This window comes from Barnesiella sp. An55 (genome assembly GCF_002161555.1).
GTDB classification, from domain to species: domain Bacteria; phylum Bacteroidota; class Bacteroidia; order Bacteroidales; family Barnesiellaceae; genus Barnesiella; species Barnesiella merdipullorum.
Genome location: NZ_NFHZ01000003.1, coordinates 126300 through 139206, shown reverse-complemented (window position 1 = coordinate 139206; position 12907 = coordinate 126300). Strand labels below are relative to the sequence as shown.

Genomic DNA, 12907 nt, shown 5'->3' with positions numbered 1-12907 from the left:
TTTTAAGGTATTAAAGATATCCCGGGTTCTGCTTCAACCCCAGATTGACCTGACTCTGCGGAATAGGCAACAGGAACTGATATTCGCTCTTGGTATAAACCAGTCGTTCCAAAGCCTTGCCCAACCGAACCAAATCGTAAAAATACTGATTCTCTCCGTAAAATTCGATTTTCCTCTCATCGAGTATAGCATCGACATACTGACTGGGATTATCGAGAATTTTCTTATCCAGAGGGGGCAAGTTTCTCGCGGCACGCAACTCATTCAGTTTGGCCAGTCCCGACTCATCGGGAGCACACTCGGCAAAAATCAGATACATCTCGGTAAACCGCGATATCGTAAAGGGACATGTGCTCACTGCATTGTAGTTAAACTTGTTGACAGTCGTATATCCATCGGGGCTCAACCCTATACATACCGTATAACGAGCATCATCAGGGTCAACCGAGTCGATAAACGACTGGGTGGGCTTGAACTGATAGGAACCCGACGGAGTCATGGCATAAGTGTTGAAAATGTTTCGGTAAAAATAGGCTCCTGTATTGTTCGAGATACACATGATGAGCTCTTTGGCTCCCACACCTACGGCTGCAGCCCCTAAGCTGTTAGCCGATACCATCTGAAACCGCTGGTCTTCCAGGAATGTGCGGGCAATCGCTTTGGCTTTGTTATACTCTCGGTTATAAAGATAGACCCGAGCCAGCAGGGCCGAAGCCGCCTCGGTCGAAGCGTAGTAATAATAACGCGCTGCCGTAGGATCTTCGGGCGGAGCCTGATCCCAGGCACGGCACTGGTCGGCAGCTATGGCCAAATCGTCCTTAATACGCTGCCACACATCGGCAGCTGGCGAACGCGGCACTACATCTTCGGTCACCTGAGTCACAATAGGCACATCGCCAAACTGGGTCACCAGTTTCAGGTAGCAGTAGGCCCGCAGATAGTGGAGCGAACCTATCATCTGCACGTTACGCTCGTCGGTAAGGTCGGCCTTGGTGTTCAAGAAATTAATTACATAATTGGCCTGATGTATCACACTGTACAAGTAGTAGTAATAGTTCTCTACAAAACTATTGTCGGCCATGAAGTTATTATGTGCGATATTGGCATTGACCAAACTACCGTTGTTGGCATTATTCTCGATAGTCTCACCCAAGCAATCATTCAGGATAAGGCCTGCCGGTGTACAATCGGCCAACGTGTGATAGACACCCCGAACAAGGCTCTGGATATGTTCTGCCGTGAGCTCATCTTCCTGAAGCGTATCAACAGGGGTCTCATCCAGCAGGAAATTGCACGACGAGACAAGCAGAAAAACAGGAAGTGCGATTATAAATTTCAATTTTTTCATACTCATACTGGTTAGAAGTTTAGTGAAAGACCTACCAAATACATTCTAGGATTGGGCGTACCGAAGAAATCCTGACCCATCTCTCTAGGCGAAAGCGTGTAGCTCACCTCGGGATCCATTCCCGAATACTTGGTCCATGTCAGCAGGTTCTGCGCCGTAGCATATATGCGCAAATATTTCAGCTTCAAATGCTTCACCCAATCGACAGGCAGAGTATATCCCAACGTAATCTCTCTCAATTTCAAGAACGACCCGTCTTCGAGGTAACGATCCGATGCCATGTTGTTATACTCCGAGTTGAACAGGGCCCGGGGATAGGTGTTGCTCGTACCTGGGCCGGTCCACCGATTCTCGGCACTCTCTTTCAACATATTGGCATCCATCTGCCCCAAGCGGTCGGAATAACCACTGCGGAAGATATTCAAAATATCATTGCCATATTGGAACGAAAGCGAAACATTCAGGTCAAACCCATAAAACTTAAACGTATTGGTAAAACCTCCATACCAGTCGGGCATAGCTTTGCCCACAATCATGCGCACGGGATTCCCGTTCTCATCCAAGGCATACTTCATATCTCCGGCTCTGACCCCGCTCTTATAGAGATTTTCGGGGACCTCCTCGTCATACTGATAGATACCCTCCTGCTTGTACAGATAGAACGAACCTACGGGCTTGCCAATCTCCAGGATGTGGTAATTACCCACATAAACCGGTTTATTTCCCTCCATCAACTGTTTCACCTCGTTTTTAAGGGTAGTAAACGACAGGTTGGAGGTCCACTCAAAGTTGCGCGACTTCACATTCACGGTCTTCAGGGTCAATTCAAACCCCGAGTTCTGCATACGACCGATATTCACCAGTTTGGTCTTGTAGCCATAGGTGGCCGGCATGGGCTTGTTGAAGAGCAGACCATGAGTGTTTTTTATATAATAATCGAGCGATACATTCAACCGATCATTAAACAAGACGGCATCGGTACCGATGTTTATCTGCTCGGCTTTCTCCCAACTCAACTGATCGTTACCCGGACTCTCGAGCGTAATACCGGCCGAACCGTAATAGGGGGCCTCGGCACCCATATAACGCTGGGCCGTGTAATAGCCTACCCCCGATTGCTCGCCAGTCATACCCCAACTCAATCGGAATTTCCAATCGTTGATGGCATCGAATCCCTTCATAAAATTCTCTTTGCTGATGCGCCACGAAACCGAGGCCGAGGGGAATACACCCCACATTCCCCCTTTGGGAAACTTGGACGAACCGTCGGCTCGCACCGTAGCCGATAGCAGATACTTGTCGTCCCAACTCAAATCCAATCGTCCGAAATGGGAAATCAACGTGCTGGCATAGGCATAACCGTTAGCCCCAAACGAAGCGGCCGACCGAATGTAGGTAAACTCTTTCGTGGGGAAGTCCCATCCACTGGCCACCACATAGGAACGATTATAATGTTCATAAGACTGCCCGGCCATGGCGGTCAACCCCAGGCGTTCCTTAATGAGGGTCTTGTAGGTCAACGTATGCTGCAACACATACCGGATGGCTGTCGAGCGTGACTCCCGAGTGTAACCGTTGTATGAATCCATATTGGGGAAATCGGTCGTGCGGTTGTAAAAGTCGTTGTTCGTGTTGAAAATCAAGCTCAATTGCGGCTTGTATATCAAATCTTTCGTCAACTTCCAATTCAAATAGGTAGAGGCATTGGCCTGATATATCTTATAGTCTGAGGTCGATTCATTGACCATTGCCTGCACATTGTGATAGCGCAAATCAACACCACCTATCGCATATGAGCCATCCTCCTTGTAGGGGCGATCGAAAGGCCGTTGAGGGAACGACCGCAAAATATAACCATAATTCCCGTTTTCACTGGGTACCCGATTGTTAATCGAGTGAGCCAAACCGATAGTTACCCCAAAATTCACTTTGGACGAGATAATGTGGTCGATATTTGACCTGAAGTTGATACGTCTCAACCGATTGGTCTTGATGATACCCTCCTGATCGTAATACGACAGAGCCGTATAGAATTTCGTGTCGCGCGACCCCCCTCGCATCGATATCGAATAACGCTGGGTAACTGGCGTATCGTCTCTAAACGGAAGCCGTACCCAATCGTAGTCGCCGGGATAGTCGGGTCCCCGAGGGTCTTCCAGCAAAGGCTGGTACCCGGGATCGCCCGGCTGATAATTGTTGTCACGATTGTAATTGCTGTATGCCTCGTTCATAACCGTGAGATACAAATCGGTATCGGCCATCTCGGGCAAATTGTGTACCTGGCTGATGCCACTCGACATATTCACCGAGAAACTGGTACGACCCGTGCGTCCTTTCTTGGTGGTAATAAGAATGACACCATTGGTAGCCCGCGATCCATATATCGAAGCGGCTGCAGCATCTTTGAGTACATCGATCGACTCGATATCCGAAGGGTCTATCAGCGACAAAGGCGACTGGTAGGAGGCACCAAAAAGGTCAGTCAACTCCGAACCATCCTCGGTATCCATGGGGATGCCGTCGATTACATACAACGGGTCATTACCTCCGTTAATCGACCCCACACCTCTGATGCGCACGGCACCTCCGGCTCCGGGAGTTCCCGAGACCGACTGCACCTGCACACCGCTCAACTGCCCTTGCAACATCTGGTCGAATGAGGAATACGAAGCCGACAAGTCGTCTTTTATCTTCAGCGACGAGATGGCACCGGTCACATCCTTGCGCTGCTGGGTCGAATAACCAATAACGACCACCTCCTTCATCGACTGTTCCTTCTCTTCCAGAATGGCGTTTATCTCCTTTCTGTTCTTTACATAGTATTCCTTGGTCTCCATACCTATATACGAAAAGACCAGCGTATCTTGCGGAGCAGCCTTAATCCTGTACTTTCCGTTGACATCGGTAATCGTCTGAACCGACTTGTTCTTCACGACAACCGATACCCCGATAAGGGTCTCGCCCTTGGGATCGGTCACGGTTCCGGTAATCATTCTTCCCGGAGTTTGCGCCGGGAGACTCCCGGCGGCAAACAACCCAAAAAGAAAGAGAAATATAATTCGATATATTTTCATGATACTTTATCAGATTTGGGGGATAATCAATTACTATTGTTTCAGCAGTTGTATCACGGCAACTTTCTCTCGCGAATCCTGTTCGATGATTTGTACAATATATACCCCAACACTCAATTGCGGCGCCTCGATGCGGCTTTGACCGGCAGCACAAACCACCGAACCTACCAGTTCCCCATTGCTCGAGAAGAAGTTCATGATATAATCTTTGTCACTGTCGAGGCCGTTGATATTGATTTCGCTGTCGAACGGATTGGGGAAACATGCCACAGAGGCCTGCTGAGCCACCACAATACCCGTAGCCGTCTTGCTAATCTCGATTTGAGCGGTAGCCAACTCTTGGGTGACACAAGGCAAAGAGCTCTTCATGCGCACATATACCGTGTGCACCCCTTCGGTAAGCTGATAGCCGGCCAGACGCAATACATTGTTCGATGAATAGATGTCGAGCGGATAGACAAACTCGGGATCGTCGAGTGCAAACTGAAACAACGGGCTCTCGCCACCGGTTACCGTTTGTGCCTCGATGACAATGGCGTCCCACTCTTCCGATTCGGTAGTATTCGATACCAACACGACTTCGGGTGTGATACTCTCTTCGACCGTAAATACAATGCTATCGCTCATGCTGTTCAAGGTATAGACTACCGTGTGCTCACCCAAACCTGCAGTGAGGGCATTGAACGTATTGCCTTCGACACCGTTGCCCGACCAAACTCCACCTTCGGGAACTGCCGACAGCGAAATGGTCGATTCCAAACATACCTTCTGTGAGGTACTATTGATTTGCGGTTTGTCAATATAATCGACTACTACGGTAAAGGTATCGCCTGTGGTCAACTCTATTCCATCAGCGGTCATGGTCATATTCTCCTCATCATATTCAAGCGGAATAAATTCGCTTCCATTCTTAAGCAGACCTACTTTGGGAGTCTCGGCCAACAGATTGACCATCTCGGATGAGAAGGCAAATTGCAGACTGACGGTGTGAATACCCGACATGTTAATCTTCCAGGTCCGCGTCAGAACCTTGCAAGCGATTTCCTTACCTTCGTCGTTGATTACCCGAACAGATTCCGTCTCGTCCAAAGCATCGGAGGTAGCTCCCACAAATGCAAACTGACCATCTTCGGCAATGGCTTCGGGCTCGGCAAAAGAACTACCGTTCGAGATAGTCAATATACCCCCTTCCTTATCCAAAGAGTAACCTATGCGCCCGGTCGATTTGGATTGCATCAACCCCGAAGCATCGTCGCGCACGATACCGGCGATGTAATTGCTATACGGTGCATAATCGGTCGATTCGCCGGCCCACCAGGTCTCACCCGTACTGCTCATGTATGTATAGTTATAGCTGGGAGTTCCCGATACCTTTACAGGATTCGACGAACTCGACTTGATCAGTGTAATACCATATTTGGCTGCCAGATACGACTCTATCTTATATCTCTCCTCATCGGTTACCAAACGATCGAAGGCTATTACCTCAGCGATATCTCCTTCGAGCCATTTTCCTATCTTGGTTGTCCCGGCAACACTCACTCCCACATAGAAGATTCCCTCCTTGGAAGGGGTGGAGACAAAACGAGTCAACACACTGAACAGACCTCCATCCAGCGTCACCATATCGCCCTCGACATTCCCAAAAGCAGCAAAGCAAGAATGAAAACCTGTTGCTTTGTCAACAACCGTCGTCGAACGTGTGCCCCAATAAGAATTAACACCATCGGAAACCAACCAAGTAGGTGTCGAATTCGATCCTATTTTATAGGTCTGGAAAAAAGCCAGATCTTCCCGGTTACCATAATCGGTAACCCCTTTCTCCTGAATAGACAGAACCGTTGACTCCGAATTGTTCTCGGTAGTCAAGTTGGCCGAATAGACGGCAAATACCGATTGGTAGTTTTTATCTTCCAGACCCTTCAGCGCCACTTTTCCGTTGAAATAAACTGTCGGGTTACCATTGACTCCATTCTCTTTCAACACCAACGATTCCAAGCCTCCATCTTCTTTCTGGAAAAGCTCGATTCCCTGTTTCTCATCAGAAAAGTCCTCCCAATACGGACTCACCAACTTATTCTCGGCATCTACTGTTACACCTTTGTCGGCTCGCAGCCAAAGCACCGAACCCGATACACCGCCCGGTTTTATCTGAGCATTCGCAATAAAAATTGCTTCAATAAATAGTAATGATAGTAAAATGTTCTTTTTCATAATTGATTGTGTTAATGATTTGTTTTTATTGGGATTTGACTCTCTTTCTTGTATTCTCGTCTGCAAATAAAGCAATAAAATTTAAAACTACAAAGTATTTATATAAATATTTTTCTAATATATGTTCGATTCCAAATATATTTCAAATATGTTTCAAACCTATTTTAAGACTTTTACAATCAATACTTCTTAACACAGGCACATATTAACACACTATAAACCAATGTATTTATAATACATATCAAATTGCATTACACAAAAATTTCACCCCACAAAGAGTGGGGAAGCACCTTTTTATATATTTGAAAATATTTTTCATAATATATTGCTTATTATAAAAATAATTGCTTTATTTGCAAAAAAAACAGAGGAACTAAATCGAGACAACCGTGAAAAAGAATTACAAATGGATTATATTTCTTATTACCACACTGGGGTATAGTCTGTTCTATGTGTGCCGTTTAAGTATAAATGTAGTCAAGAAACCCATTGTCGATTCGGGCTACTTGACCGAGACCCAGTTGGGTATCATCGGTGGAGCACTTTTCTTTTCGTACGCGATAGGGAAATTTGTAAACGGGTTCTTGGCCGACCGTTTGAACATCCGTTTTTTAATGGCAGGAGGACTGCTGATGGCAGCGATCCTCAACATCACACTGGGGTTCCATGTACTGTTTGGTGTGTTTGTCATACTCTGGGGTATCAACGGGTGGGTACAGTCACTCGGCGGCCCCTGCAGTGCCATTGCCCTGAACCGTTGGTTTGGCGACAAGCAACGCGGTACGGTCTATGGGTTCTGGAGTGCCAGCCACAACATAGGCGAAGCTTTTACTTTTATATTTATTGCCTCGATAGTAAGTCTGGCCGGGTGGCAATATGGATTCATCAACGCCGGCATCCTCGGTATCGTGGGAGCAGTACTCATCTTTATTTTTCTAAAACCTTTCCCACAAAATGCGTCAAATGATATCAGACCTACCAGCCAAAAAGAGATTGGTAAAAACCAATTAGGCGTACTCAGGAACAGCTCCATTTGGTTACTGGCCCTGGCCAGTGCCTTTATGTACATCAGTCGTTATGCGGTAAACAGTTGGGGCGTTTACTACTTCGAAGTCGAGAAACACTACTCCATACTCGAGGCCAGTACGCTCATCTCCATCAGTTCGGTATGCGGAATTATCGGCACCGTATCGTCGGGGCTACTCTCCGACAAGCTGTTCAAGGGACAACGATATGCCCCAGCCTGCATAGCCAGCGCCCTAAACCTCATTGCCCTATGTCTTTTTCTATTCATCCCCAATGGCGGTAAAATCATAGATATTACGGCCATGGTACTCTTCGGAATATCCATTGGCATACTCATTTGCTACCTGGGTGGACTCATGGCCATAGACCTGGCCCCCAAAACTGCTGCGGGTGCTGCCGTAGGTGTAATAGGCGTTGCCAGCTATATGGCAGCCGGAATCCAGGATATCATGAGCGGATTTTTTATCGAGAGCCGCAAACAAATTATCAATGGAGTAGAGGTTATCGACTTCTCATTCATCCGTCTGTTCTGGATACTGTCGGCGCTGGCCTCGCTACTCCTGTTGATATTCATATATTACAAACATCATAAAAGAGCTTATTCAATATGACTGTGTTAGAAAAAATCAGAAATGGTCTCATTGTCTCTTGCCAAGCCGAAGAGGGCTCCCCGTTCAACACGCCCAAAGGTGTAGGAGACTTCGCTCGATGCGCCGAACTGGGCGGTGCCGTCGGCATTAGGAGTTGCGGCGTCGAAAAAAGCCTCTATATCATGCAAAACACATCGTTACCAGTTATCTGCCTTACCAAATCAACCTTCGACGATGGATTCGTGCGCATAACAGGATCGTTCGCCGAAGTAGAGGCATTGCTGAACATAAACGCCACATTTATTGCGGTCGATGGCACAAATCGGCTACGGGAAAAGATATATACAGGACCCGACTTTATTCACAAAATCAAACAGATGCACCCCGATATCCTGGTTATGGCCGATATCGCGACTCCGCAAGAAGCTGTGGCCTGTTACGAAGCGGGTGCCGATTGCGTATCGACAACCTTGTGTGGTTATACCTCCGACACAATTTCGGTCAACCACAAGCAACCCTCTTTCGGAGTACTGCAAGAATGCATACGGCTGTTACCTCATGGATTCCCCATTATGGCCGAAGGCCGGTTCAACAAGCCCGAATATGCCGCACAAGCTATCGAGGAGGGTGCTTGGGCCGTTATCGTAGGGACCTCGATTACCCGTCCACAAATAATTACCCAATGGTATGTCGATGCCATTAAACAAACCGTAGCACAAACTCATTAGTCATGAAAATATTCTTTGGAACCGATGGTTGGAGAGCTTTAGAAGGCTCACAGATCAATGAGAGTTCGGTTGCCACGATTGCCCAAGCTTTCGGTGATTATCTGCACCATAAAAAAGAGAATCCCGTTGTGGCTATCGGTTATGACAGCCGAAAGAATTCCGACACGTTTGCGAAAGTCTTTGCACGGGTTCTCACCGGTAACGGGATAAAGGTTCTTCTATCAGACCGCATTATACCCACGCCGGTCTTGTCTTTCACGGTACTGAACATGCACTGTGATGCCGGTGTGATGATTACCGCCTCGCATAATCCCAAGGAGTACAACGGTATCAAGTTCAAGTCGAACTACGGAGGCCCCTTCTCGACCGAAGAGACCAAGAAAGTGGAAGCTCTCTTGTATCACTCGCCGGTAGTGGCATCGCCCGACCTCATCGACAAACAGGATTTCACCGAAGCCTATATTCGTCATATCGAGCAGCTCATCGACTTCGACAAGATAAAGGCGACGCACCTACACCTGCTCATCGACAGCATGGGCGGCGCGGGTCAACGGCTCACCGAGCAGATACTCGCCCGACACAACATCCCGGCTACTACCATTTTTGCCGAACCAGCCACCGATTTTTATGGACGTTCGCCCGAACCCATTGAGAAAAACCTGCCCCCCCTTACTCAGGCATTAAAAGCCGGCAATTACGCGTTTGGCGTGGCTACCGACGGTGATGCCGACCGGGTGGGTGTATGCCTCGACACGGGTGAATGGCTCTCGGCGCAGCACACCATCTTGCTGCTGGTCGATTATCTGAAACGAGTAAAACAGACACCGGGTGGTATCGTAAAGACTTCGTCCGTATCGGATAAGATACGACTGCTGTTTGCCAACGATGCGACTCCCGTTTATGAAGTTCAAGTAGGATTCAAATATATCTGCGATATCATGATTCAGCACGAAATCGCCTTCGGAGGTGAAGAGAGCGGAGGGTTCGGCTACGGCATGCACATACCTGAGCGAGACGGTGTATTTTCGTCGTTACTCCTGCTGGAGATGCTGGCGGTCTCGGGATACTCCAAATTGTCGGAGTACTTCAAGATGCGTCAGAGCGACCTGGGCCTCGTGCACTACGATCGCATAGACCTGAAGTATGACCGTCCCGACAAAAACGACCTGTTGCCCCATCTGTCGCAACATACCCCCGGATCGATAGGTGAATGGCCTATCGTCGATGTGCAGCGATTCCTCAGCAGCCGCGGTATCGTCAACGGGCTCAAATTCCTGCTGGGGCCTTGTCGATGGCTTCTCATGCGTAGCTCCGAAACCGAAAACATCGTCCGTTTTTATGCCGAAGGTCAATCAGATGATGAGGTAAAAAGATTGCTTTCATGTGGCCGGGAAATACTCGGCATCTAAAACCCAAGTCTGCTCATATTCTTTAGACACAATGACCAGACCCGGGTAAACCCCACGAAAGAGGCAGCTCCCTAAATGCAGGGGCTGCCTCTTTTTTATCTCCTATCTCCACCGCTCTTTACTTGGTGGTTTTCTTGCGAATCGGTTTTTTCTTGGCGGGAGCCTTGTCGGCCTCTTCGATAATCTTCATGCAGTCGGCAAAAGAGAGTGAGGCAGGCTCGGTGCCTTTGGGCAGTTTGTAATTCTTTTTCTTGTAGGCGATGTAGGGCCCGAAACGGCCGTTGAGCACCTCGAGATCGGGGTCTTCGTCAAACTTCTTGATGAAGCGTTGCTTCTCTTCCTCGCGCTTGTGCTCGATAAGGGCTATCGCTTCGTCGAGGGTCACGCCTTGTGGGGTGTATTCCTTGGGCAGCGACACATACTTGCCGTCGTGGCGGATGTAGGGCCCGAAACGACCGATGCCTACGACTACCGTCTTGCCCTCGAAATCGCCCAGCGTACGGGGCAGGTCGAAGAGTTTCAAGGCTTCGTCAAGGGTTATGGTACTCATCGACTGGCCCTTGAGCAGCGAGGCAAACAGGGGTTTCTCTTCGTCGTCGGGGGTACCTATCTGCACGAGCGGCCCGAAACGACCTATCTTCACCGATACGGGACGCCCGCTCTTAGGGTCGGTTCCCAGCACACGCTCGCCTACCTTGTGCTCCAGACGCAGAGCCATCGCATTCTCTACAACGGGGTGGAAGAGTTTGTAGAAGTGATCGATCTCGTCGCTCCACTCGGTCTTGCCTTCGGCGATATCGTCGAACTGCTGCTCGACGTTGGCCGTGAAGTTGTAGTTGAGAATCTCGGGGAAGTACTGGGTGAGGAAGTCGTTGACCACAACGCCTATGTCGGTAGGCAACAGTTTGCCTTTGTCGGCACCGGTAATCTCGGTCTTCTCGACTGCGCGTATATTCCCGTCGCTGAGGGTGAGCAGGTGGTATTTGCGCTCGGTACCTTTGCGGTCACCCTTCTCGACATACTCGCGTTGCTGGATGGTCGAGATGGTGGGGGCATAGGTCGAAGGACGGCCTATACCCAGCTCCTCGAGTTTACGCACGAGGCTGGCCTCGGTATAGCGTGCGGGAGCCTGCGAGAAACGCTCGGTGGCCGTAGCGGTTGAGAGGGTGAGGGCCTCGCCCCTTGTCAAGGGGGGCAGCATCTTGTCGTCGCCATCGGCATCGCCCTCGTCGTCGGTCGATTCCATATATACTTTCAGGAAACCGTCGAATTTCAGTACCTCACCCACGGCTACGAAATATTCCTTCCGCCCCGATATGGTGATGGTGGCGGTGGTCTTCTCCAGTTCGGCATCGCTCATCTGCGAGGCGATGGTGCGCTTCCAGATCAACTCATACAACCGCTTTTCCTGGGCCGACGAGTTAATCTCGTGGTGACTGATGTAGGTGGGACGGATGGCTTCGTGAGCCTCTTGCGCCCCTTTGGTATGGGTGTGGTAGTTGCGGGTATGCAGGTATCTTTCGCCCAGGGTCTTGACGATTTCGTCCCTGGTGGTGTTGATGGCGAGCGACGAGAGGTTTACCGAGTCGGTACGCATGTAGGTGATGTGTCCGGCCTCGTAGAGTCGCTGGGCTACCATCATGGTCTGTGCCACCGAGAATCCCAGTTTGCGGGCCGCCTCCTGTTGCAGAGTCGAGGTGGTAAAGGGAGCTGCCGGTGATTTCTTGGCCGGCTTCACCGTCACGTCGCCAATGGTGAATGTGGCGCTCTTGCAGGCCTCGAGCAAGGCCATCGCTTCGGCTTCGGTTTTGAGCCGTTGGTTCAACTCGGCCTTCAACACTTCGCCGCCGGGCAAGAGGAACTCGCCCACCACACGATAGGCGGCCTCGGGATGAAACGAGGCTATCTCGCGCTCACGCTCCACAATCAGACGCACGGCCACCGACTGCACACGACCTGCCGAAAGCGCCGGCTTCACCTTTTTCCAAAGCACCGGCGAGAGTTCGAAACCTACAATGCGGTCGAGCACCCGACGTGCCTGCTGAGCATCGACCCGATTCATGTCGATATCCCGTGGATTGGCTATGGCATGGAGTATGGCGTCTTTTGTAATTTCATGAAATACAATACGTTTTGTCTTCTCGGGCTTTAGCTTCAACACCTCGAACAGGTGCCAGGCAATAGCCTCTCCCTCGCGGTCCTCATCGGAAGCCAGCCACACCATATCGGCTTTGGCCGCCTCGGTCTTGAGGGTCTCTACCAGCTTTTTCTTGTCGGCAGGGATTTCATAAATGGGTTTATAATGATGGGCTATATCGATGCTGAAGTCTTTCTTTTTCAGGTCCCTGATATGCCCGTAGCTTGAGAGGACTTCATAGTCCTTACCCAAGAATTTCTCTATCGTTTTAGCCTTTGCCGGAGACTCTACGATCACCAAATTTTTTACCATACGCGCAACTTTCGTTCAAATTTTGCGCAAAAATAGGAAATCGAATTGTAAAACAGAGCGTTTTTTACT

The 12907-nt window shown here is 49.3% G+C and carries 7 protein-coding genes; 3 read left to right on the top strand and 4 right to left on the bottom strand.

All coding sequences use genetic code 11. From position 1 onward, the window contains the following. Positions 1-10 precede the first annotated feature (10 nt). The 3 genes from B5G10_RS02880 to B5G10_RS02870 form a co-directional block, all read right to left on the bottom strand. Entirely contained in the window at positions 11-1348 is a 1338-nt protein-coding gene (locus B5G10_RS02880) for a RagB/SusD family nutrient uptake outer membrane protein (protein WP_158098761.1), read from the bottom strand. Positions 1349-1359: 11 nt separating this feature from the next. Next, positions 1360-4341, bottom strand: a complete 2982-nt coding sequence (locus B5G10_RS02875) for a TonB-dependent receptor (RefSeq protein ID WP_158098760.1) — start codon at positions 4339-4341, stop codon at positions 1360-1362. Positions 4342-4455: 114 nt separating this feature from the next. Then, positions 4456-6636 carry a T9SS type A sorting domain-containing protein gene (locus B5G10_RS02870; RefSeq protein WP_087423268.1) on the bottom strand — a complete coding sequence of 727 codons (2181 nt, stop codon included), beginning with the start codon at positions 6634-6636 and terminating at the stop codon, positions 4456-4458. A 389-nt stretch (positions 6637-7025) separates the two neighbouring features. Between B5G10_RS02870 and B5G10_RS02865 the strand changes: the two genes are divergently transcribed. From B5G10_RS02865 to B5G10_RS02855, 3 genes are read left to right on the top strand one after another with little or no spacing between them, the layout of a single operon-like run. After that, complete coding sequence (locus B5G10_RS02865; protein ID WP_241147707.1) at positions 7026-8273, top strand: MFS transporter; 1248 nt, start codon at positions 7026-7028, stop codon at positions 8271-8273. Further along, the gene (locus B5G10_RS02860; protein WP_087423266.1) at positions 8270-8980 is read left to right on the top strand and encodes an N-acetylmannosamine-6-phosphate 2-epimerase; all 711 of its coding nucleotides are present in this window, start codon (positions 8270-8272) and stop codon (positions 8978-8980) included. The genes B5G10_RS02865 and B5G10_RS02860 overlap by 4 nt, the downstream gene beginning before the upstream one ends. A gap of 2 nt (positions 8981-8982) precedes the next feature. Then, positions 8983-10389 carry a phosphoglucomutase gene (locus tag B5G10_RS02855; protein WP_087423265.1) on the top strand — a complete coding sequence of 469 codons (1407 nt, stop codon included), beginning with the start codon at positions 8983-8985 and terminating at the stop codon, positions 10387-10389. Positions 10390-10507: 118 nt separating this feature from the next. Here the strand turns inward: B5G10_RS02855 and topA are convergent, their stop codons facing one another. Further along, the gene (topA, locus tag B5G10_RS02850; protein WP_087423264.1) at positions 10508-12838 is read right to left on the bottom strand and encodes a type I DNA topoisomerase; all 2331 of its coding nucleotides are present in this window, start codon (positions 12836-12838) and stop codon (positions 10508-10510) included. Positions 12839-12907 lie beyond the last annotated feature (69 nt).

Excerpts from the sequence above, each read along its gene's own strand:
- B5G10_RS02880 (WP_158098761.1), bottom strand. The coding sequence starts at position 1,348 with ATGAAAAAATTGAAATTTATAATCGCACTTCCTGTTTTTCTGCTTGTC.
- B5G10_RS02875 (WP_158098760.1), bottom strand. The coding sequence starts at position 4,341 with ATGATTACCGGAACCGTGACCGATCCCAAGGGCGAGACCCTTATCGGG.
- B5G10_RS02870 (WP_087423268.1), bottom strand. The coding sequence starts at position 6,636 with ATGAAAAAGAACATTTTACTATCATTACTATTTATTGAAGCAATTTTT.
- B5G10_RS02860 (WP_087423266.1), top strand. The coding sequence starts at position 8,270 with ATGACTGTGTTAGAAAAAATCAGAAATGGTCTCATTGTCTCTTGCCAA.
- B5G10_RS02855 (WP_087423265.1), top strand. The coding sequence starts at position 8,983 with ATGAAAATATTCTTTGGAACCGATGGTTGGAGAGCTTTAGAAGGCTCA.
- topA (WP_087423264.1), bottom strand. The coding sequence starts at position 12,838 with ATGGTAAAAAATTTGGTGATCGTAGAGTCTCCGGCAAAGGCTAAAACG.